We start from the raw sequence: 23,287 nt of genomic DNA, 5'->3' as shown, positions 1-23,287 counted from the left end.
CCCGGGTCAAAAGCAACCGTTTGCTTAGTCCTGCAGCTCGGCGGCCAGCGCCTTGACCCGCTTGAGGTCGGCCTTGGCGACCTTGCTCAGGCCCTCGCCGTAGTTGACGTCGGCCTTGTAGAAGAACGACAGCAGGATGTGCTTGGCCTCGTCGTCAGCGTTGGCCAGCTCGCCACCCAGGGTGTTGATCAGGTCTTGCTGCTCCTTCTTGCTGAACGAGCGATACAGATCGCCGGCCTGCTTGAAGTTCTGCTGACGCTGGATCGGTGCCTGCTGGGTGGTGCCGCTCAGCTCCAGTTTGCTGAGTACGGCGCGCGGGGTTTCCTCGCGGTTCTCACGGCGGCTCGGCTGGTAGTTGACGCTGGTGGTGGTGTGGCCGGCGTTCAGCTGGCCGTCCTGATTGCCGTTGTTGACCGGCACCTTCGGACGGTTGATCGGCAGGCTCATGCCGTTGGCACCGATGCGGTACATCTGGGTGTCGGCATAGGAGAACAGACGGCCCTGCAGCAGACGGTCCTCGGACGGCTCGATACCGGGCACCAGGTTGGCCGGCGCCATGGCGACCTGCTCGGTTTCCTGGAAGATGTTGTCCGGGTTCCTGTTCAGCACCATCTGGCCGATCTTGCGCTCGGGCACGTCAGGCCAGATCTTGGTGGCGTCCAGCGGATCGAAGTCGAACCTGGCCAGATCCTCCGGCTTGAGCACCTGGATCATGAGGTCCCATTTGGGGTAGTCGCCGTTGTCGATGGCGGTGACCAGATCGCGGCTCAGGTGGCTGTAGTCCTTGCCCTGCATCGCCTCGTTCTCTTTCGGGTCGAGGTTCTTCAGGCCCTGCTGGCTCTTCCAGCGGAATTTCACGTAGTGGGTTTCACCCTGCTCGTTGACGAACTTGTAGGCATGCACACCGTTGCCATCCATCATCCGGTAGCTGGCCGGAGTGCCCTGGTTGGAGTACAGCAGGGTCAGGGTGCGGGTGGCTTCCGGGTGGTGCGAGAGGAAGTCGAAGCGGCGGCTGTCGTCATCCAGGTTGGTGCGCGGGTCCGGCTTGAAGGAGTGGACCATGTCCGGGAACTTGACCGCGTCGCGGATGAAGAAGGTCGGGAAGTTGTTGCCGACCAGGTCCCAGTTACCATCGGCGGTGTAGAACTTGGTGGCGAAGCCGCGCGGGTCGCGCAGGGTTTCCGGCGAATGCAGACCGTGTACCACGGTGGAGAAGCGGACGAACACCGGGGTGCTGCTGCCCTTCTCGAAGACCCTGGCCAGGGTCAGGTCGGAAATGTCTTCGGTGGCGGTGAACTCGCCATGGGCACCGGTACCACGGGCATGCACGACGCGCTCGGGCACGCGCTCGCGACCGAAACGCTGCAGCTTCTGCAGCAGCTGCACGTCCTGCAGCAGGGTCGGACCGTTGGGCCCGGCGGTCTGGGAATTCTGGTTGTTGCCGACCGGCGCGCCATTGTCGCGGGTCAGCGGGGCAGCATTGGCAGACAGCGCAAGGAGGCTCGCGGAAATAACACCGAGCGCAAACCGCGCTGGCGTGGAGCCGAAGGTCATACGGGACATGGGTGATTCCTCTTCGATTTTCTGATGCGCTTATGGCGCGTCGGAAAGCCTAAGAGGGGGGCCGAAGATGCCCCAATTGAATAAGCCGAACGTGGCGATAGAGAAAATGTCGCTCCGCTTGGCGGAACTTCGCGCTAGAGCGCCATCCCAGTGCACACGGATAGCTCGGCGCACCGGGACGAATCACGCTGGCTGCAGCGTTATCGCCAGCGCGCCGAACTGGCCGATCGGTCAACAAATGGCATGGCATCTGCACCGTGGGCTGCATTGACCTTGCGGAGCAACCACCATGAAACAGCCCGGCGATACCGACTATCCCCTGAGCGAAGTGCCTGCCGGCGCGCGCAAGGGGCTGTGGTCCACTTCCATCCTGCTGTTCGGCTTCACCTTCTTCACCGCCACCATGTTCGCCGGCGGCAAGATCGGCCTGGCCTTCGACTTCAAGACCATGCTCTGGGCCGCGGTGATCGGCAACCTGCTGCTCGGCCTCTATGCCGCCGCGCTCGGGCTAATCGCCTGCCGCAGCGGGCTGAACTCGGTGCTGATGGGGCGCTTCTGCTTCGGCGAGGTCGGTAGCCGACTGTCCGATTTCCTGCTCGGCTTCACCCAGATCGGCTGGTACGCCTGGGGCACGGCGACTATCGCCATCGTCCTGGTGCGCCTGCTGGCGTTGCCGGAAAGCTGGACGATGCCTTTGATGGTGCTGTTCGGTTTCGGCTTCTGCCTGACCGCCTTCGTCGGCTACAAGGGCCTCGACCTGCTCTCGCGTATCGCGGTGCCGGCGATGCTGATCCTGTTGATCGCCTCGCTGTGGACCGCCACCCGCGACATTGGCGGGCTGGACGGTCTGCTCGCGGTACAGCCGGGCGACAGCCTGACCCTCGGCATGGCGATCACCATGATCTTCGGCACCTTCGTCAGCGGCGCGACCCAGGCCACCAACTGGACGCGCTTCGCCCGCAGCAGCAAGGTCGCGGTGTGGGCCAGCCTGATCGGCTTCTTCATTGGCAACGGCCTGATGATCGTCGCCGGCGCCTACGGGGCCATCGTCTACCAGCAGCCGGACATCGTCGAAGTGCTGGTGCTGCAGGGCCTGTCGATGGCGGCAGTGGTGATGCTTTTCCTCAACCTCTGGACCACCCAGGACAACACCATCTACAACTTCGCCGCCGCCGGCTGCAACCTGCTGCGCACCGAGCGTCGCCGCCTGGTGACCCTCGGCGGTGCCTTCGTCGGCACGCTGCTGGCGCTCGGCGGCATGTACGAACTGCTGATCCCCTTCCTGATCCTGCTCGGTTCGATCATCCCGCCCATCGGCGGCGTGATCATGGCCGACTACTTCTACCGCCATCGCGGGCACTATCCGAAGCTATCCGAGGCGCATCTACCCAAATACAACAGCCTTGGCCTGGCGGCCTATGTGCTGGGCGCCGCCTGCGCGTATTTCTCGCCCTGGGTGGCGCCCATCGTCGGCATACTGGTGGCCGCCGCGGCCTATATTGTGCTGTATGAGGGCCAGCGCCTGGCCCTGTCGCGCACGGTGCTGACGCAAACCGACGCACGCTGATCAAGGAGCCACCATGAACATCCTCAACGCCCGCCTGCGCGGCCGCAGCGGCCTGTACCGCATCGAACTAGACGGCGCACGCATCGCTTCCATCAGCGCGCAGCAGGCGCCGGCCGAAGCCAACGAGGGCGATATCGACGCCGCCAGCAATCTGGTGGTGCCGCCCTTCATCGAGCCGCACATTCACCTCGACGCCACCCTCACCGCCGGTCAGCCAGCCTGGAACATGAGCGGCACGCTGTTCGAAGGCATCGAGCGCTGGGGCGAGCGAAAGGCGCTGGTCACCCACGAGGACACCAAGGCGCGGGCGAAGAAGACCATCGACATGCTGGTCGACCACGGCATCCAGCATGTGCGAACCCACGTCGACGTCACCGACCCGACGCTGTCGGCGCTCAAATCGATGATCGAGGTGCGCGAGGAAACCCGCCACCTGATCGACCTGCAGATCGTCGCATTCCCACAGGAGGGCATCGAGTCGTTCAAGGGCGGTCGCGAGCTGATGACCGAGGCGATCACCATGGGCGCCGATGTGGTCGGCGGCATTCCGCACTTCGAAAACACCCGCGACCAGGGCGTCAGCTCGATCAAGTTCCTCATGGACCTGGCCGAGCGCACGGGCTGCCTGGTGGACGTGCACTGCGACGAAACCGACGACCCGCAGTCACGCTTTCTCGAAGTGCTCGCCGAGGAGGCGCGGGTGCGCGAGATGGGTGAGCGCGTCACCGCCAGCCACACCACGGCGATGGGCTCCTACGACAACGCCTACTGCTCCAAGCTGTTCCGCCTGCTCAAGATGTCGAAGATCAACTTCGTCTCCTGCCCGACCGAGAGCATCCACCTGCAGGGCCGCTTCGATACCTATCCCAAACGTCGCGGGCTGACCCGTGTGGCCGAGATCGACCGCGCCGGGATGAACGTCTGCTTCGGTCAGGATTCCATCGTCGACCCCTGGTATCCACTGGGCAACGGCAACATCCTGCGCATCCTCGAAGCCGGGCTGCACATCTGCCATATGCTCGGCTACGAGGACCTGCAGCGCTGCCTGGACCTGATCACCGACAACAGCGCACGCACCCTGAACCTGGGCGAGCGCTACGGACTGGAAGTGGGGCGTCCGGCGAATCTGCTGGTGCTGTCGGCGCCGGACGATTACGAGATGCTGCGCACCCAGGGCCATTCCCTGCTTTCGGTGCGCAATGGTGAAGTGCTGATGCGCCGCACGCCGGCGCAGATCCAGCGTTACTGAGCGGCGGCGGTGGTCTTGCGCAGGCGGTTGATGTTGGCCATTTCCTCGGCCGGGGTCAGCTTGAGGTGCGATAGATAGGCCGCCAGCGCCTCGACGTCCGCGGCCGACAGGTGACTGGCAACGCCGATCATCACCGAGCCGGCACGGCTGGGGTCGTTCTCGCGGAAGCGCGTTAGCGCCTTGCGGATGTACTCATCGGGCTGGCCGGCCAGCCGCGGCATGGTTTCCATCCCCTCGGCATGCGCGCCGTGGCAGCCGGTGCAGGTGGTCTTGAAGATCTTCTCGCCGCTTTTGTGCAATGCCAGGTTCGGTGCGCCCTCCGGCGGATTGACCTTCTGCTGGCTGAAGTACACCGCGATGTTCACCCGCTCCTCCATGCTCAGGTTCTGCGCCAGCTTGGACATGACGAAATCGGTGCGCTCACCGCTGGCGAACTTCTCGAAGGCATGGAACAGGTACAGCGGATTCTGCCCGGCGAGATTGGGGATGTGCTTGCGCTTGCTGTTGCCGGTTTCGCCGTGGCAGTACGAGCAGAACACTGCGCGTTCCTGACCCGCCAGGCTGGCCTGCTCGCGACGCTGTTCATCGGCCATCAGGTAGTTGAATCGCTCCATTGCCTCCTCGCTGGCATGGGCAAGCGGGACGAAGCAGGCGAGCAGAGCTAGAGCAAGCGTACGCATGAGGAGGCATCCGTTACTGAAGTAGTTAGTGGTCTGCTTGTAAGTTCAGTTGGTCAATTTCGGCGCCCCGATACGGTGTTGCTGCTCCTCGCCATAGCCCCGCTATGACTCGTCGCAGCGCCATGTCTCGGAGCCATGGTCACCCGAACTTGCCTCAACCCACTCACCGCACAGGCCATTAGGATTTTTTGGGCATCCGACTATAAGAAGCGCCGGACGAGCGGACCCCGGCACAGGTCAACAAAAGTGCTGTTCAGCCGGGCGTCAGGACCATCCGTGAGCCACGTCACAAGCGGCCACAGGACCTGACGACAGCACACGATACTCATGCCGTAGCTGCCGCTTTTTCCGCCAAATGACAGAAGTGCGCGCCTTTGCCGCATTGACGATAGAAAAAATCGATGAAGCGTTTAGCTGGAAACGCCAGACAGGGAGAAGGCATTCGACTAAAGTAGCAACCCTTCACCACCGAGGAGCCGTAACCCCCATGCTAGATGGACATGCAGAGCTGACCATGACCGTGCTGATGACGCCGGACAAAGCCAATTTCTCCGGCAACGTACATGGCGGCACGCTGCTCAAGTATCTCGACGAGGTCGCCTACGCCTGCGCCAGCCGCTACGCCGGGCAATACGTCGTCACCCTCTCAGTGGATCAGGTGGTATTCCGCCAGCCCGTGCATGTCGGTGAACTGGTCACCTTCCTCGCCTCGGTCAACTACACCGGCACCACTTCGATGGAGATCGGCATCAAGGTCGTGACCGAAGACATTCGTTCGAAGACCGTGCGTCACACCAACAGCTGCTTCTTCACCATGGTCGCCCTCGGCGAGGACGGCAAACCGGTGCCGGTGCCGCCGCTGAACCCGAAGACCCCCGAGCAGCAGCGTCGCTTCGCCCAGGCCTACCAGCGCCGCGAAATTCGCCGTGAGCTGGAGCACCGCTACAGCGAACTGCGTGCCGGCAACGAGCGCCTAGCCGCCGTGAAGTAAGCGTCTCACAGCGAATTGCGTGGACTCCTGGCAGCCTGGAGTCCACGGTCAGCGCCCAATTTGTAACAAAACCTTATACAATGCACGGCTTTCCGCAATTCCCACTGAAGGACCTGCCGTGAGCACCTTGCCGCCCTGCCCAAAATGCAACTCCGAATACACCTACGAAGACGGCCAGATGCTGGTCTGCCCCGAGTGCGCTGCTGCCGCGAGCGAAAGCGACAAGGTGATCAAGGACTCGGTAGGTAACACGCTGCAGGATGGCGACACCGTCACGGTGATCAAGGACCTCAAGGTCAAGGGCTCGTCGCTGGTGGTCAAGGTCGGCACCAAGGTGAAGAACATCCGCCTGTGCGACGGCGACCACGACATCGACTGCAAGATCGACGGCATCGGCGCGATGAAGCTCAAGTCCGAGTTCGTCAGGAAAGTCTGAGCCGCGGCAGTCGCGGCAACGCTTCGGTCATCCGGCCAGACGCTTCGCAGGCCGGACCAAACCAAAAGCCCAAACGCTTCGCCCCGGGGCGGGCCTCCCACAAAAAGCAGACCGGTGCACGCCGAACCTGTAGGAGGCGCGTCCTCGCGGCGAATGCAGACCGCAACGCTGCCCAGAAGCCCAGACCCGGAAGCCCAGAAGGCCCCAACCCAGGCCTCCCATAAAAGCAAACCGGTGCACGCCGAACTGTAGGAGGCGCGCCCTCGCGGCGAATGCAGACCGCAGGGCTGCCCTAGCGCCCAGAAGCTTCGCCCCGGGGGCGGGCCTCCCACAAAAGACAGGCCAGTGCACGCCGAACCATTAGGTGGCGGGCCTCGAGGGCCGACGCCTTACAACAGTCGCAACAACCAATCCAGCCGCTCGCGGGTAAAGCCGCTGCCGATGAACAGCAGATCGATCCAGAACGCCTGGTGCAGGACCACGATCAGCCAGAACGTCAGCTGATAGCTCAGTTTGCGGGTTTTGTGGCGAAAGACCTGCTGCGCCACCAGCGCGCCCGGCCAGCCGCCCGCCAGCTCGAAGAAGTGCAGCGTGGTTTCCGGCGTGCGCCAACGATCCTTCAGCGCGCTGTGCTTGTCGCGCCAGTAGAGAAAGAAGGTCAGCAGGCTGGCGATGGCATAGATTGCCAACGGCAACACCGCACCGAGGCGCAAGAGGCTGCCCATCAGCGGCAGCAGACAGAGCAGCGCGAACAGCACCAGCTTGAGCGGAAGCCGCTGAATGTTCCCGGCGACCAGCTGACGCGCAGGCTTTCGGGCGCGCCCTGTCGCGGGCGAGCGGGCCTGTTGCTCGGCCGGCTTGCGCTGGCTAGCCGGGCGTTGGCGAATCGCGGGCTGGTCCAGCGTCATTGGTGCATCCAGCCGCAGATGCTCGGCGCGCAAGCGGCCCTGCGGGTCGCGCCCGGCCACGAACAGTACCCGGTCGCCCACCAGTGGCCGCCGTTCGCCATGCACGGCCGATATGTGCGCGAACACGTCCTCGCCGCCCGCCTCCGGGCGAATGAAGCCGAAGCCTTTCTGGTCATTCCAGCTCTTCAGCGTGCCTCGCTGTTCCATGCCCCGAAATCCATGTAATCAAAGCAGCGCATGCTAACCGAGCTCGGCATGCGTTGGCTGCACGCTGCTATGGCCAGGGCACGCCCGTCGGCGTTATGGTCAGGCGATCTCCAGTCCAGGGAAGAATCATGGCCAGCAAACCCAGTAGTTCGAACAAACAGAAGCACCTCGCGGTTCTGATCGACGCCGACAACGCGCCCGCCGCCATCGTCGAGGGGCTGTTCGAGGAGATCGCCAAGTACGGCGTCGCCAGCGTCAAGCGCATCTATGGCGATTGGACCAAGCCCAACCTCGGCAGCTGGAAGAAGGTGCTGCTCGACTATTCCATCCAGCCGATCCAGCAGTTCGCCTATACCTCGGGCAAGAACGCCACCGACAGCTCGCTGATCATCGATGCCATGGACCTGCTCTACACCCGACGCTTCGACGGCTTCTGCCTGGTTTCCAGCGACAGCGACTTCACCCGCCTGGCCGCGCGCATCCGCGAGGAAGGTCTGACGGTGTACGGCTTCGGTGAGCAGAAGACGCCCTCGCCGTTCGTCTCCGCCTGCGACAAGTTCATCTACACCGAGATTCTGCGCGCCGATGCGGCCAAGACCACGTCCGAGCCACCGTCATCCGAAAAGCTCGCCGCAGGCGCCGCGCAGGTGGAGGAAAGCAGCAAGCCCTCGAAGACAGGCGACAAGGGCGACACCATCAAATGCCAGCAGGTGCCGGTGGACTTCATCGCCAAGGTGCTCGACGACCTGTCCGAGGAGGACGACTGGATTCAGCTGGGCACCCTCGGGCAGAACATCAGCAAGCTGCGCCCCGCCTTCGATCCGCGCCTGTATGGCTGCAAGAAGCTCAGCGACCTGATCGCCAATCAACCCAAGCGCTTCGACCTGGAATCACGTGGCAGCAGCGCCACGGGCGGCAAGGACCTCTACGTGCGGCTGCGCAAGCCCGGCAAGCACTGACGCGTCACCTTCAGCCCGGCTCGACCGACGCGTCCCGGCAGACCCGGTCGCGCCCGTCACGCTTGGCCCGATACAGCGCCGCGTCGGCACGTCGCAGCAGGCTGTCTGCGGTATCCGCCGGGCCAAGTTCGGCCACCCCGGCGCTGACGCTCTGGGGCTGACCAGAGCCGAAGGAAAATGCGCGCACCCGCTCGCAGATACGTTCAGCGAACACCTCGGCCTGCTGCCCGTTGGTTTCCGGACACAGCACCAGAAACTCCTCGCCGCCCCAACGCCCTACGGCGTCGGTGCCGCGCAGGCAGCTCTGCAGCAGCCCGGCAATCTCGCGCAGTACACGGTCCCCCGTCTGGTGGCCGAACTCGTCGTTGATGCGCTTGAAGTGGTCGATATCCAGCATCACGATCGACAGTGGCCGGTGATACCGCCGCGCCTGCTCCAACGCCACGGCGAAACGGCCATCGAGTGCCGCCCGATTGGCCAGGCCCGTCAGCGCGTCGGTCTGCGATTTGATATGCAGTTGCTCGTTCACCCGGCGCAGACGCCCTATCCAGAACAGGCTGGTCAACAGCACCACCGAGAAGACCACAACGAGCTGCACGACCAGCCGGTAGTCGGTGCCAGCCTCTACGCGAATCGGTACGTGGCGGTTGGCGATCTGGTTGAGCTCCACTGGCGTGACCGTCGCGATGGCCTTGTCGAGAATGTCGCGTAGCAGCGGTTCGCTGTTCAGTACACCGATCCGGAACTGGTTGTCGAAGCCGCTCACCTGTCCGGCGATTTTGAGATTGAACCAACCCTCGTGGCGGATGGTGTAGGCCGCCATGGTCAGCGAGCGGATGGTCAGATCGGCCTTGCCTTCGTTGACCAGTGCCAGCGCCTGGGCGTCCGTTTCGGTGCGGATGATACGCAGCTGCGGGAAATCATGACGGATGCGCTCCTCCACCGACGTGCCGGAAGGCAGTGCCACGCTTGCACCGACGAGCGCCGACAGATTCACCACGTGCGGATGATCCTCCCGCGCGATGAGTACGTTGGCATCCGTGAACAACGGCTGGGTGAAGATCAGCCAGGCATCACGCTCCGGCGTCTGATTGAGAAAGCTCAGCAATTGGCAACGCCCGGCCTTGGACTCAGCCAATGAGGCATCCCAGTCTCGGCTAGGCACCACCTGCAATTGCAGGCCCGCCCGCTCGGCGACCAGACGCAACAGGTCCGCGGCAATACCTTCGTGCTCACCGCGCGCATTGAGCATCTCGAACGGCAGCCAGTCCGGATCGACGCACACGCTGACGGAATCCCGCTCGGCCAGCCAGGCACGCTCTGCCGCGCTCAGTTCGAGTGTCGTCTCGGCGGCAGCACCAGCCATACCAACGTAGAGCGCGAGCAACCCGCCGCACAGAAACCTAGCCACTTGAGCCACCCCGCATAGAGCCGCATGCAAGACTGCGACAGCAGCAGTTCAACATGCTGGAAACGGGACGGCAAGGCGAACTACGGCTAAATGCCATTACTCGGCAGATGGCTGCCGCAGCGCCACCTCATCATTTGCAATCATTGATTCGCGCGGCCATCGAACCGACCGGCCCCGACTCCTTCTAAAGGGGACCGAATGACGGAGGTTCCCATGACCAGAAAGCTAATTCTTGCTTGCGGCCTGGCGCTTTGCGCTCCGCTTGCCGTAGCGCAGACACCCCAGCCGGAGATCATCACCCACCTCAACGGCCTGGACATCGAGGTCAGCCCCATGGGCGTGCCGGCCAAATCCGAAGGCGTTGAAGGCGAGCTGCTCGGCGTGCGCGCAGTGAAGGTGATGAACCGCACCGGCGGCCAGGTTTCCTGCGAGTTCCACGTGCCTGCCGACGCCCGTTCGGATACCTCGGCATCGCCGGTATTCACCATAGCGCCCAACACCCAGCGCACCGAACGCGTTCCGGGCGACTACTCGCCGGACGAGCCCTACGCGGAAATCACCTGCCGCTCCAGCGACCAGAGCCCGTCGCAATAAGCGTCGCGGGCGTCAGCGGCGCTCTTCACGGATGAAGGGAATGCCCAGTGCGCCCGGCTGGTTGCCGGAGACGTTCTTGCCGCTTGCGACCCAGATCATCACCGCCAGGGTCACGGCGTAGGGCGTCATCAGTACGAAGTACTGCGGCAGGCGCACGCCGGCGGCGGCAAGTTGTGGAATCAGCGCCTCGATGCAGCCGAATAGCAGCGCACCGGCCAGGGCCTTCCACGGCGACCAGCGCGCGAAGATCACCAGCGCTACGGCGATCCAGCCACGGCCGCCGATCATGTCGGCGATCCACAGCTTGGTGCTGAGCACCGAGATATAACCGCCGGCCAGGCCGATCAGCGCGGAGCCGGCGAGAATTGCTGCGAGCCGATAACCGAGCACGGAAATCCCTGCCGCATCCGCGGCCTGCGGGTTCTCCCCGACCGCGCGCATCCGCAGGCCGGTGGTCGTGCGAGTAAGAAACCAGACCACGGCGAGAAAGATCAGCGGCGTCATGAACACCAGCGGGTTCTGCACGAAGACCTTGCCCAGCAGCGGCAGCTCCGACAGCGGCCATAGCTCGACCGCGCCCAGCCCCTTGACCGGCTTGTTGGTCCAGTCCAGCAAGGTGCCGAGCAAGCCGGTCAGGCCCTGACAAAAGAACACCAGCGCCAGGCCGGCGATTACCTGGTTGATGCGCAGCACCAGCACCATCAGCGCGAACAGCAGCGACACCACCGCCGCCGCGCCCATCGCCAGCAACAGCGACATGCCGTGGCTGCCGAACGCAAGCTGCGCGCCGATGCCAGCCAGCGCGCCGACCAGCATCAGCCCTTCGGCGCCGAGGGCCAGCACCCCGGCGCGCTCGGTGAGAATCAGCCCCAGCGCCGCGAGGGCGAAGGGCACGGCGAAGTCCGGCGTATTGCCGAGCCAATTGGCGATCATGTCCATCAGCTCTCGCCTCCCTGAACGCGGCGGATACGGTGGCGGATAAAGAAATCCGAGGAGGCAACACAGATCACCAGGATCGCCTGGATCAGCTGCACCATGGAAAAGGGGATCTGGTAGAACACCTGCAGGCTGCGCCCGGCGACGAAGAGCATCGCCATCAGCAGCGCCACCACCAGTGCCGCCACCGGGTTGTTGCGCGCAAGGAAGGCGATAAGAATTCCGGAAAATCCGTAGCCCTGATAGAACGACTGGGTCAGCCGCCCTTCCTGCCCCGCCGTGATGAGAAAGCCGGCAATCCCGGCCATGGCGCCGGAAATCAGCACCGTGCCGATGATCATCTTCTGTACCGGCACGCCTACTGCGCCGGCCACCCGCGGGTTGGCATCGACGAAGCGCAGGTAGAGCCCGGCGCGGGAAATGCCGAGGAACCACAGCGCCAGCAGTGCAACGACCACCGCCAGCGGCACTGCCGCGCTGATACCGTCGAACAGCTCCGGCAGGCGCTCGAACGGCTGGAACTGCGGCGAATACGGGAACGAGCTCTTCGGGTCCTTCCAGCTGCCATAGAGCAGATGCAGCAGGAAGTTGATCGCCAGGTAATTGAGCATCAGCGTCGAGATGATCTCGTTGACCTTCAACCGCAGCTTGAGCAACGCCGGCGCCAGGGCCCAGAGCAGACCGCAGATGATTGCTGCTGCCAGCATCAAGGGCAGACGTAGCGCCTGCGGGCCGATCTCAAACAGCGAGATCGCCGTGGCACCGATGGCGCCCCAGATCATCTGGCCCTCGAGGCCCAGGTTCCAGAACTTGGCGCGAAACGCCATGCAGCCGGCCAGGCCGACGAGGATCATCGGCGCGGCCTGAAACAGCACCGCGGTAAGGCTCTGCGCATCGAACACCGTCAGGATGACGAACTCGTTGAGCAGCTCGCCGGCCGGCACCCCAGCGGCGATCAGGATTGCGGCGGAGATGCCCAGCCCCAGCAACAGGGCGAGCCCGATGATCGCGGCCTGCCAATGCCAGGCCAGTTGCTGGCGAATCTCCAGTGCGTAACGCCGCGACAACAGCGGCTGTCTCGGGCGCTTTGCCATCTGAGCGGCCTGCTCCAGCATCACGGGGCGTACCTGTTCATTCATGGCTTACCCCTTCTAGATTCAACTCACCATCGCCCGGCTCTGCATGGCTGACCATCGCCCTACCAATGGCCTGACGATCCGCCGGCCGGTCGAATTCCGCGACGATGCGCCCGGCATTCATGACGCCGATGCGATCGGCCAAGGCCAGCACCTCATCGAGGTCCTCGCTGATTACCAGCACCGCCGCGCCGGCATCCCGCGCCGCACGCAGCCGGGCATGCACCGCGGCGGTGGCGCGCACGTCGAGGCCACGGCTGGGGCTGTGCACCAGCACCAGTTGCGGGTCGCGGGAGAATTCGCGGGCGATCACCAGCTTCTGTGCGTTGCCGCCGGAAAGCAGCGCGGCCTTCTGTTTCAGCGAGCGCACACCCTGTACATCGAAACCGGCCACCGCATCGGCGGCCTCGGCCTCCAGACGCTTGCGCCGCAGATTGAAGAACGAGCCATAGCGCCCGCTGTGGATCTGCCCGACACCGAAGTTCTCCGCCACCGACAGCTCACCAGCCAGCGCGGTGCCGTAGCGGTCGGCTGGAATCGAGGCGATGCGCAGCTCCCGGCGCTGTTCCGGGCTGGCCCGACGCAAGTCACCGAAGCCGGTCAATTCCAACGCGCCTTCGCAGCGCTCCGGAAGCCCCATCAACACGTTGGCCAACTCGCTCTGGCCATTGCCGCCTACACCGGCGATCCCGTAGATCTCGCCAGCTCGCAGGCTCAGGGTCACGCCATTGAGTGCGCCATGCCCGCCCGCGCCGGTCGACCTGAGATCCCGCACCTGCAGGCGTATCTCGCCCGGTGTCGCTGGCTGGTATTCGCTGGCCGGCGCCGATTCACCCACGGTCAGGCGAACCAGCTCGGGCACCGAGACCATTTGCGGATCGAGGGTCTGGATGGTGCGCCCGCCGCGCATCACGGTGACGCGGTCGGCAAAGCGCTTCACGTCGCTCATCTTGTGGGTGACCAGGATCACCGCCGCGCCCTGACGGGCAAAGGCACGCACCGTTTCCAGCAGGCGCTCGGCTTCCTGATCGGTGAGTACCGCGGTCGGCTCGTCGAGGATCAGGATCCGCGCGCCAGCCAGCAGCACCTTGAGAATTTCTACCCGTTGCTGCTCGGCTACCGAGAGCGACTCGGTGGTCTTGCGCGGGTCGATAACAAAGCCCAGCTCAGCCGCCTTTTCCGTTATCTGTGCCTCCAGCGCGCTGAGGCGTTGGCGGTGGCTGCCGTTGAAGCTTTTGTTGCCGGGCTGCTCGGGCAAGCCGAGCAGGATGTTCTCGGCAACCGTGAATGGCTTCACCAGCTTGAAATGCTGGTGAACCATGCCGATGTGGTAGCGACTCGCATCCCGCGGGCCGCTAAGGCGCACCGGGTTGTCGTCGATCAACAGCGATCCGCTTTCCGGTGCGTAGAGGCCGGCGGCGATATTCATCAGCGAGGACTTGCCCGCGCCGTTCTCGCCGAGCAGCGCGTGCACTTCGCCCCATTTGGCGGTGAAGTCCGCCTGGGACAGGGCCATGAAGCCGTCGAACGACTTGCTCACCCCGGTCAGCTGGATCGCGTTCAGGTTGCTCATTGCTGAGTGATCACTCCTTTAACGAACCAGTCCATCTGCCACAGTGCGGGGTCGGCCATGACCTCGCCAGCGGCGATGCGCTCGGTGCCGTCACGGTCGAGCATCGGCCCGGCGTAGATCTTCTTCTCGCCTTTGAGCAGCTCTTCGCGGGCGGCCATGATCTTGGCCTTGTCCGCTTCGGAAACCGCAGGTCCACAGCAGGCTGCATCGGTGCCGCCTTCGGCCATGGACAGCAGCGCGCCGTTCTCCGGCGGCGTCCAGTTGCCGGTGCTGATCTTCTTCAGCTCCGGCGCGAGGAACTTGTCCCACACCCAGACCGAGGAGCAGACGGTGGCGTCCGGGGCGAATTCGCGCATGTCGCGGTGGTGCCCGGTGCCGTGCACGCCGCGCTCCTGGGCGACGATCTGCGGCGTCGGGCTGTCGACGTGCTGGCCGAGCACATCAGCACCGGAATCGATCAGCGCCATCGCGGCGGCGCGTTCCTTGACCGGATCGTTCCAGGCGCCGGTGTAGACCACGGTGACCGTGGCGTCCGGGTTGATCTGCTGGGCGCCGAGGGCGAAGGCGTTGACCGTCCAGTTCACCTGGCCAAAGGGGTTGGCCGCGACGAAGCCGAGCTTGCCGGTCTTCGACGCCGCGCCCGCGGCCATGCCGCACAGGTACTGGCTCTCGTAGGTGCGCCCGTAGAAGGATTCGAGGTTGCCGCTGTTGGTGGTGCCCGAGCCGTTGAGGAAGGCCACGCCCGGATACTTGTCGGCCAGCTCCTTGAAGGTATCGGAATAGCCGAAGGCGGTGCCGATGATGACGTTGGCGCCACGCTGGATCAGCCGGTCCACGGCCGGGCGGATCGAAGAGGCATTCTCCGGCACGCTCTCGACGTACTGGATCTTGGTATCAAGCTCGGTTTCGAGCTTCTGCCGCGCCTCGTCGAAGGCCTGGGTCCAGCCACCGTCATTGCGCGGGCTGATGTAGAGCATGGCGATCTTCGCCGGTTTATCGAGGGTCAGCCCCTGCCCTTCCTGCGCCGCGGCGGCGCCAACAGTCGTCGCCAGGCCGAGAGCCACCGCCGCACACAAGGTCCGTTTCATCTGATTGAGCATTTTTGGTCTTCCTGAGGTTGGCACGTCAAAGCATGTGGTTGATGCGAAACACGTTGTTTTCCGGGTCCAGCAGCACCGCCTGATACCAGTGGTAATAGGTTTCGTAGGGCGCCTTGATCAGCGTCGCGCCCATCGCGACGGCAATAGGCACCAGGCGGTCGACCTCATCTTTCGAGTCGACGTCGATGTTCAGCAGGAACTTGCAGCCGCGGGTGTCGGCGAATTCGTCCAGATGCAGCAGTTCGTAGGCTTCCGGCGCGTTGAAGCCGATGCAGCTCTTGCCGGTATCCAGCCCGCGAAAGATCGGCGAGGCGATCTCGGGGATGTTCGTGAAGCCGAACAGCTCGCGGTAAAACCCGCTCAGCGCCTCGATGTCCCGCGCGAAGACGTTGACGTAGGACAGCGTGCTCATGCGACCTCCAGGCCTTTGCCGAAGGTGGTCTGCTTGACGAACTTGGAGAGCAGGTTGTCGCCGGAGGTGACCGGCGCATGGCGTGGCGCTTCGCCCTCGCTCAGGCATCCCGGCAGGCACTCGATCAGCGCGTCATAGTTGGGTTGGTGGAAGAACACCAGCGACTGCCGGCCGTTGTCGGCCGGGCTGTCGGCCGGCGGGTTGACCACCCGATGCAGCGTGGAAATCCACTGATCGTTGGTCCACTGCATCATCAGGTCACCGATGTTCACGGCGAATCCATTCTCCACATAGGGCACGTCCACCCACTCGCCCTGGCGGTTGCGCGCCTGCAGGCCGCCCAGCGCGTTGTCCGGCTTGACGATGGTCAGGCTGCCGTAATCGGTGTGGGCGCTTGCGCGCAATTGCCCGGGTTCGACCGCGCCCTTCACGTCCGGGTAGCTGAGGCTGCGGAACATGCTGATGTGCTTGTCGATCTTGTCGTCGAAGAAGGTTTCCGGCAGCTCCAGCGCCAGGGCGAAGATGCGCATCAGCGCCTGCGCCAGCTCACTCATGGCCGCGAAGTACTCGCGGTAAGCCTGCTCGAAGCCTTCGATGCCGGTGGGCCAGACGTTCGGCGCGAAATGCGGGCCGGCTGCGGCGCAACGGTAGTAGTCCTCATCCGGCACATCGCTGGGCCCGATGGAAAAGGATTCCTTGAGATCGCCGGGTGCGGCCTCCTCCATCGAATACGACAGACTCTCTTCGGCAATGGCGCTGTAGCCGCGCACCATTTCCGGGCTGGGCCGGTCGACCTTGCGCTTTTCCGGCAACGGCAAGGCGAAGAATTGCCGCGTCAGCCGCGACACGCGCTCGATCAATTCAGTGGGGATCTGGTGGTTGGTGATGACCAGAAAACCGATGTCGCGACAGGCCTGGTCCACGGCCTTGGCCACCTGGGCTTTGCCCTCCGGTGTACCGGCGAAGTATGGCGCCAGGTCGATGACGGGAACGTATTGCAGAGTCATGGATGACGCACTCCTCGAACGCAAGACTGAAACCTGAGCGCTTCGCCGATGGCGCGGGCGCTTCTCTGTATGCATGCCGCAGCGGGCCGGTCGCTGCGTTTGCACGCGAGAGCGACAGCGAGGAAAGAGCAGGAAGCGTGCCACTGATCCGATTCGCTTATGGATCAGCCACTTAGCGTTTGCGATGAGAAAAAAACGGATCAAATGGTCTGGTTTGGAGCACTTGGTTTGTGCGCGCGATACGAAAGCGTGCCCGATAGCAGTTCGCCCGATGTGCTAGACCGCCCAATGGCCATTTGCTAGCGTGACGCACCGCCTGTGGTTCTGACCGCAGAAACCGGAGAGATCCAGGCCACGCATCGGTAGCCTGACGCAACAGGGCGTAAAGGACTGCCTACAGAGCCCGCGCGCAGCCCTCGGGAGAGAGAAGGAACGATGCTGACCAGACGCCGACGCTCTTTTGCAGGCTTCATCCTGTTGTCCCTGCTGCTGGTCGGTGTCTCCGCTCAGTTGCTCCTTCTTTCGGAAATCCAGCGCTGGGACGCCCGCTTCGCGCAGCAGGTGCAGAACGTCTCCGCCGTGATACGCCACCAGCTCGATACCAATGAGGCCGTTCTGGCAGGCTTCTCGGCATTCCTCCAAGCCGTGGATCAAAGCGACGAGGCCGCTGCGGCGCGCTATGCAGAAGCTGTAGTCACGGCCTATCCGCAGGTCTACATGCTCGAAGTCGCCCGCGGCGTTCCTCTGGCCGAGCAATACGCCTTCGAGGAGCTGCTGCGCCTCAGCTGGCGCGCCGACTTCAGGCTCAAGGAATTTCCCAGCCCGACACGGCAGCCTGTGCACGTGCAGCTGCCCTTGAGCGAAACCTGGCCGGTGCTGTTCATGTACCCGCAGCTGGTACAGGCCAGCACCATCTATGGTGTCCGGCTGGAGACAGTCGGGCACCTGTCCCATGCGCTGGCCCGGAGCCGGCAAACCAGGCGCCCGGTCGCTTCGCCGACATTCGCCCTGTACGAGGGCGGCAACGCCTACATCCTGCTGCAGTCGGTGAGCCGTCCCGAGTCACCTCGCCCAGGCGCCGGCCCCAACTTCTTCGGCAGCAGCATGGTCGCCCTGCTGCTGATGAAAACAGACGCCTTGCAACAGGCCGTGCTTGCCATGGATGTGGATCGGCAGCTACGCATCGAGGCGTTTCTCGATAGCGACGTCGGCGCACCGAGCCAACTACTCTCGACCGAGCCTGCGCCGGCAAGCCCGTTAGATCGCCTGTTGCTACCGCGCCTGACGGAGCGCGTCGAGATCGGCAGCCGCTCGCAGCCGACCACGTTGATTCTCGAGCGCCAGCTGCGTATGGGCAACGTACTGACTCGGGAAACGCTGACCGTCCTGCTGATCCTGATCGCCGTGCTGGCGCTGTTGCCGGCCGTGTTGCTGCGCCACTACCGCACCACCGCGATGGTAGAGCGCGAATATCAGCGTTCCAGCTACCTGGCCACTCACGATGCGCTGACCCGGCTACCCAACCGTCAGCTGCTGGCAGACCGTTTCGCCGAGGCCTACGCGTTCATGCAGCGACACGGAACACCCTTTGCCGTGATGGTCGTCGATCTGGATCGTTTCAAGGAAACCAATGATCGCTTCGGTCACAAAGTTGGCGACCAGGTGCTGATCGCCGTCACTGAGCACATGCGCCAGGCCATTCGCGTGTATGACACTGCCGCGCGCTACGGCGGTGACGAGTTCGTCGTACTGGTCAGGGATATTCCCAGCGCCGTTGACGCTGAAGCCGCCGGTCGCAAGCTACTGCAGGCGATCAGCATGCCCATTGAAACCGACGCCGGCGAGCAGCGGGTGTCCTGCAGCATCGGCATTGCCCTGTGCCCCGACGACGGCGAGTCTCTCGACGAATTGCTGGCAGCAGCCGATCGCGCCATGTACCGGGTCAAGCAACAGGGCCGCGAGAACGTCGCACTGGTCGACAGCGAAGCCTGACTAACCGCGCAGCGCTAGCCTCGCCGCTGCGTCAGTACTCTCTCCTGCGTCAATGCCTCCCCGTTGCAACGAACACCCGGCTGTCCATCGGCAGTGAACTAACCCCGCGCCGTCACGATCCCCTTTAAAGCACAGCCAGAGCGATCCCGGCCGCCAGCGCATCCGCGCCGAGCATGAGGTCAGGTCTCAAGCGATGAGGATACCTACGTGACCGTTATCACCCACCGCACCCAAACTACCACGCACAGCATCTCCCGCCACGTACCGAGCCCGCTGCATGGGACGTTGCTCGGCGGCACCGTACCGCTATTCCTTGGCGCCATGCTGAGCGACATCGCCTACTTCAAGACCTATGAAATCCAGTGGAGCAACTTCTCAGCCTGGCTGATCGCCGGCGGGCTGGTGTTCTGCGGCCTGGCGTTGCTGTTCGCCGTAGTGAACCTGATCCGCGCCCAGCACAGGAAAGGGCGACCACTGGTCTACTTCGCACTCCTGCTGGCGACCTGGCTGCTGGGTTTTATCAATGCGCTGGAGCACGCCAAGGACGCCTGGGCAACGATGCCGCAGGGCCTGGTGCTGTCGGTGATCGTCACGCTGCTGGCCTGCGCTGCAACCTGGATCGGCCTGAGCAACCTGCGCGACGGAGGTGAGGCATGAAGCATTCAAGCTCAAGCGCACTGACCGCCCTGGCCATGGCCGTTCTGCTGAGTGCGTGCGGTGGCGAGCAGGACTCCGCCCAGCATTACGGGACGAATCCCAAGCTGCCCGAGCCGGAACGTGGTCTGCTGCCCAGCATGAAGATCGCCGAGCCAACCCCCTGGGGCGATCAGGTACCCACCGTGCCGGACGGTTTCAGCGTGACGGCGATCGCTACCGATCTGAAGATTCCCCGCCAGACGCTTGTCCTGCCCAACGGCGACATCCTCGTCGCCGAGGGGCGTGGCGGCAATGCAGCCAAGCTCAAGCCGAAGGACGTCATCGCCGGCTATCTCAAGGCCAAGGGCAACACCTCGGTGGAAAGCGGCAACCGCCTGACCCTGCTGCGCGATGCGGACGGCGACGGCACCTACGAACTGCAGACCGTGTTCGCCGAAGACCTCAACGCGCCCTATGGGCTGGCCTTCCACGACGGCAATCTGTACGTCGCCAATCAGGACGAACTCGTTCGCTTCGACTATCAGGACGGCCAGACCGAGGCCAGCGGCGCACCGACCAAGGTTGCGGACCTGCCGTCGGAGATCAACCACCACTGGACCAAAGCCCTGACCATCAGCCCGGACGGCCATTACCTGTATGTCGGCATCGGCTCCAACAGCAATATCACCGAGCGTGGTATGGAAGCTGAGGTCGACCGCGCCATGGTCTGGCAGGTCAACGCCGAATCCGGCGCCTACAAGCCCTACGCCACCGGCCTGCGCAACCCCACCGCGATGGCGATACAGCCGGAAACCGGCCAGTTGTGGACGGTAGTCAACGAACGCGACGAACTTGGCGAAGACCTGGTGCCGGATTACCTGACGTCGGTTAAGGAAGGCGGCTTCTACGGTTGGCCCTACGCCTACTGGGGGCAGAACGTCGATGACCGCGTGCGACCACAGGACAAGGACAAGGTCGCCGCCAGCATCACGCCGGACTACGCCCTCGGCTCGCACGTGGCCGCACTGGGCCTCGATTTCTCTTCGGATGTCATGGGTGAGCAGTTCGCCCAAGGCGTGTTCATCGGTGAGCACGGCAGCTGGAACCGCAAGGACCCGGTCGGCTACAAGGTGATCTTCGTGCCCTTCCGCGACGGTCGCCCGGCGGGTGAGCCGATCGACTTCGCCACAGGCTTTCGCACCGACGACGGCAAGACTCGTGGCAGGCCGGTCGGCGTAACCGTCGACCCGCGCGGCGCGCTGATCGTCGCCGATGACCTGGCCAATGTGGTGTGGCGGGTGACGCGGGAGCAGTGATGAGCGAGCCGGTAACCCAGCGGCTACCGGCGGCTTATCCGCTCGTTCCAATCATCGCGGAACCCTGCGCACTGACTCTGGCTGCGCATTCGCTCTTACTCGCCGCCCTCGGGTGTAGCGGCCTGCCTCGCGGCTATAGCAACGCGCACGCGCCTCGGCTCCAAACCAGCAGCATTGAACCGAAGGCATAGGATTTACTAGATGGTGCAGCATTCACCGCCACAGAACGGGGGACCTTCAGTAGGGAAGACGGCGGGCCATGGTGCACTGTTCGTCGCGCTTGCAGCGCTATGCTGGGGGTTGTCAGGCGGGATCGGCGGCATTCTCGCCGCCGAGGGCTGGAGCCCGATCGTGGTCTCGCTCTACCGGGGCGCAATAGGGCTGCTGTTCGTTCTCGTCTGGCTTGTCCTAAGGCCGGGCGGTAGCGGATTGGCGAGCCGCCAGCTGTGGTTCTGGTCCGCAGTGGCCGGTGTGGGCGTGGCGGGCAACTTCTCTTTCTATTTCCTGAGCATCGCCGAGGGCAGCGTTGCGGTTGCGGCCACCCTGATGTATTCCGCACCGGTGTTTGTCTATCTCGTCTCCTTCGCGTGCAGGCTCGAAAGGCCCACTCCATTCAAGTGGGCGGCGATCGCCATGGTGATGCTGGGCGTCATTTTGCTAACCGGCATCTATGACATCGGAGCGGGTGACATTACCGCCATCGCTGCCGGAGCCGGCCTGCTTTCCGGCGTGTCCTACGCGGTGTTTATCTTTGCCTTCAAGTACGCCGCCCCTCATGGCAGCCCCCAGGCGATTCTGGTGATAGCGTTCGCGGTACTCGTTGGCATACTTGGCTGGATGGGCGATGCGGAACAGGCAGTGGCCGTGCTCCACGCACCGAATTGGCCCCTGTTTGTGGTGCTAGGTGTGCTGGGGGCCGGGCTGTCCTTCATCTTCTACATCATCGGCCTCAACCAAACCGCACCGGCTGTAGCGTCTATCGTGGCCATGGTCGAGCCGGTAACCGCTTCGCTGTTCGGTGTCGTGGTGTTGAACGAGAGTCTGGCTGCACTACAGATGCTCGGGATGGCTCTGATTCTGCTGACGGTCACGGCCCTGGGTGTCCATTCGAAAGATGGAACCTAGACCTGATACGGCCATGGCGAACCGCTAGCGACTATTGCTCGAGCAGATCCTTGAGCCGCTGCAGGTCCGCCTCGACCGCAAGCGCATCTGCGGCAAACTGCTCATCGCTCATGTCGGGCTGGCGGAACAGCGTGAAAACGAACTCACTTCCGCCACTGCTCCGCATAACGCGCATGGGGTTGCGCACGACCCGCCCCGACGCCAGTTCGACCTCGTGATCCATGACACCGAACGCGTTCGGCGCAGCGAAGTGGATCCGGACCTGACCGAACGGCGCCTCCGCCACCCACGCATCGCCCTGTTGCCTGACGTCGGAACGTGCCAGCCCAGCGGCCCACTGCGGCAGATTGCGCGGGTCGGCGGCAAACTCATACACCTCGTCCGGATCACGGCTGATGAAGATGCTGATATGGCGAACGTGGTGCATGGATCAGGCCTTCGGTCGTTTCGTGTCGTGCGTTTTTACTCGACATACACCCCACCCGCGAGCCCCGAAACGATGGGATAGCGACGTCCAGGCAAAGAATCCGCTGAACTGCTTCAAGTTGAGATGCTGGTCGGTCACGCCCGCACGCCCGGATTCCAAGCGCGTCGCCTACATCGCGCATCTTCCCCAGCGGGCGAGCGTGCGCGCAGGTGCGCCGAGCGGCGCTACGGATACACTGGACGGGTAAGCCATCGTCCCTGCCGCCGAGGAGGCTGCACTCATGGATATCCCACGGATCTTCAACATCACCGAGAGCGCTCACCGCATCCACAATCCGATCACACCCGAGAAGCTCGCTACGCTCGGCGCAGCGCTGCGGCTGCAGCCGGGGGATCGAGTGCTCGATCTTGGCAGCGGCTCGGGGGAAATGCTCTGCACCTGGGCGCGCGATCACGGCATCGTCGGCACGGGTGTCGACATGAGCCAGCTGTTCAGCGAGCAGGCGACGCTCCGCGCTGTGGAGCTGGGTGTCGCCGACCGAGTCGAGTTCATCCATGGCGATGCGACCGGCCATGTCTCGCACGAGAAGGTCAGCGTGGCCGCCTGTGTCGGCGCAACCTGGATCGCTGGTGGCGTCGCCGGCACGCTCGAACTGTTGGCGCGCAGCCTGCGCAGTGGCGGGATTATCCTGATCGGCGAGCCCTACTGGCGCCAGTTACCGCCGACCGAGGACGTCGCCAGAGGCTGCCTGGCCCATGCGATCAGCGACTTTCTCGTCCTTCCCGAACTTCTCGCGTCTTTCCGGCAGCTGGGCTACGACGTGGTCGAAATGGTCCTGGCGGACCAGGATGGCTGGGACCGATACGAGGCGGCGAAATGGCTCACCATGCGCCGCTGGCTGGAGGCCAATCCCGACGATGAGCTGGCGCAGGAAGTCCGCGCCCAACTCAGCTCGGAGCCGGAGCGCTACGCCACCTATACGCGGGAATACCTCGGCTGGGGCGTCTTCGCGCTGATGCCGCACTGATGCGTAGCAAACGGAGCCGGGCGCCGGCTGTCCAT

Annotated in this window: 22 protein-coding genes; 11 read left to right on the top strand and 11 right to left on the bottom strand. The window is 63.9% G+C overall.

What is annotated here, in order from left to right; genetic code table 11:
* Positions 1-24: 24 nt before the first annotated feature.
* Positions 25-1,563 (bottom strand): catalase, encoded by a 1,539-nt coding sequence (locus UIB01_RS03370; RefSeq protein WP_038656871.1) that lies wholly within the window; start codon positions 1,561-1,563, stop codon positions 25-27.
* Between the two features lie 289 nt (positions 1,564-1,852).
* Between UIB01_RS03370 and codB the strand changes: the two genes are divergently transcribed.
* Together codB and codA are read left to right on the top strand one after the other, a co-directional pair.
* A complete protein-coding gene (gene codB, locus UIB01_RS03365; protein ID WP_038656869.1) occupies positions 1,853-3,130 on the top strand; it encodes a cytosine permease in 1,278 nt (425 codons plus the stop codon).
* Positions 3,131-3,143: 13 nt separating this feature from the next.
* Positions 3,144-4,379, top strand: coding sequence for a cytosine deaminase (gene codA / locus UIB01_RS03360; protein ID WP_038656867.1), 1,236 nt, complete (start codon positions 3,144-3,146; stop codon positions 4,377-4,379).
* On the opposite strand, the gene UIB01_RS03355 is transcribed toward codA, so the two are convergent.
* Entirely contained in the window at positions 4,373-5,059 is a 687-nt protein-coding gene (locus UIB01_RS03355; RefSeq protein ID WP_038656864.1) for a c-type cytochrome, read from the bottom strand. The two genes, codA and UIB01_RS03355, sit on opposite strands and share 7 nt — an antisense overlap.
* A gap of 487 nt (positions 5,060-5,546) precedes the next feature.
* Between UIB01_RS03355 and UIB01_RS03350 the strand changes: the two genes are divergently transcribed.
* Positions 5,547-6,050, top strand: coding sequence for an acyl-CoA thioesterase (locus UIB01_RS03350; RefSeq protein ID WP_038656862.1), 504 nt, complete (start codon positions 5,547-5,549; stop codon positions 6,048-6,050).
* Positions 6,051-6,168: 118 nt separating this feature from the next.
* The gene (locus UIB01_RS03345) at positions 6,169-6,486 is read left to right on the top strand and encodes a zinc ribbon domain-containing protein YjdM (RefSeq protein ID WP_038656860.1); all 318 of its coding nucleotides are present in this window, start codon (positions 6,169-6,171) and stop codon (positions 6,484-6,486) included.
* Between the two features lie 389 nt (positions 6,487-6,875).
* Here UIB01_RS03345 and UIB01_RS03340 read toward each other — a convergent pair whose 3' ends face one another.
* Positions 6,876-7,601, bottom strand: coding sequence for a DUF1294 domain-containing protein (locus tag UIB01_RS03340; protein ID WP_038656858.1), 726 nt, complete (start codon positions 7,599-7,601; stop codon positions 6,876-6,878).
* A 128-nt stretch (positions 7,602-7,729) separates the two neighbouring features.
* Between UIB01_RS03340 and UIB01_RS03335 the strand changes: the two genes are divergently transcribed.
* Positions 7,730-8,560: an NYN domain-containing protein gene (locus tag UIB01_RS03335; protein ID WP_038656857.1), complete on the top strand. Its 831-nt coding sequence runs from the start codon at positions 7,730-7,732 to the stop codon at positions 8,558-8,560.
* Between the two features lie 10 nt (positions 8,561-8,570).
* On the opposite strand, the gene UIB01_RS03330 is transcribed toward UIB01_RS03335, so the two are convergent.
* Positions 8,571-9,926 carry a diguanylate cyclase domain-containing protein gene (locus tag UIB01_RS03330; protein WP_302474634.1) on the bottom strand — a complete coding sequence of 452 codons (1,356 nt, stop codon included), beginning with the start codon at positions 9,924-9,926 and terminating at the stop codon, positions 8,571-8,573.
* Between the two features lie 258 nt (positions 9,927-10,184).
* Here UIB01_RS03330 and UIB01_RS03325 point away from each other — a divergent pair, with 258 nt between their 5' ends.
* Positions 10,185-10,565, top strand: coding sequence for a hypothetical protein (locus tag UIB01_RS03325; protein WP_038656853.1), 381 nt, complete (start codon positions 10,185-10,187; stop codon positions 10,563-10,565).
* A gap of 12 nt (positions 10,566-10,577) precedes the next feature.
* On the opposite strand, the gene UIB01_RS03320 is transcribed toward UIB01_RS03325, so the two are convergent.
* Genes UIB01_RS03320 through UIB01_RS03295 form a run of 6 tightly spaced genes read right to left on the bottom strand, consistent with a single transcriptional unit; the run spans position 10,578 to position 16,729 of the window.
* Positions 10,578-11,504 carry an ABC transporter permease gene (locus UIB01_RS03320; protein WP_038656851.1) on the bottom strand — a complete coding sequence of 309 codons (927 nt, stop codon included), beginning with the start codon at positions 11,502-11,504 and terminating at the stop codon, positions 10,578-10,580.
* Positions 11,504-12,640, bottom strand: a complete 1,137-nt coding sequence (locus tag UIB01_RS03315) for an ABC transporter permease (protein ID WP_038656849.1) — start codon at positions 12,638-12,640, stop codon at positions 11,504-11,506. The genes UIB01_RS03320 and UIB01_RS03315 overlap by 1 nt, the downstream gene beginning before the upstream one ends.
* Entirely contained in the window at positions 12,633-14,210 is a 1,578-nt protein-coding gene (locus UIB01_RS03310) for an ABC transporter ATP-binding protein (protein WP_038656847.1), read from the bottom strand. Before UIB01_RS03310 ends, UIB01_RS03315 begins: the two co-directional genes overlap by 8 nt.
* The gene (locus UIB01_RS03305; protein ID WP_038656845.1) at positions 14,207-15,310 is read right to left on the bottom strand and encodes a BMP family ABC transporter substrate-binding protein; all 1,104 of its coding nucleotides are present in this window, start codon (positions 15,308-15,310) and stop codon (positions 14,207-14,209) included. Before UIB01_RS03305 ends, UIB01_RS03310 begins: the two co-directional genes overlap by 4 nt.
* A gap of 25 nt (positions 15,311-15,335) precedes the next feature.
* Complete coding sequence (locus tag UIB01_RS03300) at positions 15,336-15,722, bottom strand: VOC family protein (RefSeq protein ID WP_038656843.1); 387 nt, start codon at positions 15,720-15,722, stop codon at positions 15,336-15,338.
* Positions 15,719-16,729, bottom strand: coding sequence for an isopenicillin N synthase family dioxygenase (locus UIB01_RS03295; protein ID WP_038656841.1), 1,011 nt, complete (start codon positions 16,727-16,729; stop codon positions 15,719-15,721). Before UIB01_RS03295 ends, UIB01_RS03300 begins: the two co-directional genes overlap by 4 nt.
* Before the next feature lie 435 nt (positions 16,730-17,164).
* On the opposite strand from UIB01_RS03295, the gene UIB01_RS03290 reads away from it, so the two are divergent.
* The 4 genes from UIB01_RS03290 (at position 17,165) to UIB01_RS03275 (ending at position 21,798) form a co-directional block, all read left to right on the top strand.
* A complete protein-coding gene (locus UIB01_RS03290) occupies positions 17,165-18,721 on the top strand; it encodes a sensor domain-containing diguanylate cyclase (RefSeq protein ID WP_038656839.1) in 1,557 nt (518 codons plus the stop codon).
* 207 nt (positions 18,722-18,928) lie between these two features.
* Positions 18,929-19,378 carry a DUF2231 domain-containing protein gene (locus UIB01_RS03285; protein ID WP_038656837.1) on the top strand — a complete coding sequence of 150 codons (450 nt, stop codon included), beginning with the start codon at positions 18,929-18,931 and terminating at the stop codon, positions 19,376-19,378.
* On the top strand, positions 19,375-20,673 hold the full coding sequence (locus tag UIB01_RS03280; RefSeq protein WP_038656835.1) for a PQQ-dependent sugar dehydrogenase: 1,299 nt from the start codon (positions 19,375-19,377) through the stop codon (positions 20,671-20,673). The genes UIB01_RS03285 and UIB01_RS03280 overlap by 4 nt, the downstream gene beginning before the upstream one ends.
* Positions 20,674-20,874: 201 nt before the next feature.
* Positions 20,875-21,798 (top strand): DMT family transporter, encoded by a 924-nt coding sequence (locus tag UIB01_RS03275; RefSeq protein ID WP_080695044.1) that lies wholly within the window; start codon positions 20,875-20,877, stop codon positions 21,796-21,798.
* Positions 21,799-21,829: 31 nt separating this feature from the next.
* Here the strand turns inward: UIB01_RS03275 and UIB01_RS03270 are convergent, their stop codons facing one another.
* On the bottom strand, positions 21,830-22,225 hold the full coding sequence (locus UIB01_RS03270; protein WP_038656833.1) for an SRPBCC family protein: 396 nt from the start codon (positions 22,223-22,225) through the stop codon (positions 21,830-21,832).
* A gap of 280 nt (positions 22,226-22,505) precedes the next feature.
* Here UIB01_RS03270 and UIB01_RS03265 point away from each other — a divergent pair, with 280 nt between their 5' ends.
* A complete protein-coding gene (locus UIB01_RS03265; protein WP_038656831.1) occupies positions 22,506-23,252 on the top strand; it encodes an SAM-dependent methyltransferase in 747 nt (248 codons plus the stop codon).
* Positions 23,253-23,287: the final 35 nt, after the last annotated feature.

The organism is Stutzerimonas decontaminans (assembly GCF_000661915.1).
GTDB lineage: Bacteria > Pseudomonadota > Gammaproteobacteria > Pseudomonadales > Pseudomonadaceae > Stutzerimonas > Stutzerimonas decontaminans.
This window is presented reverse-complemented; position numbering and strand designations above follow the sequence as displayed.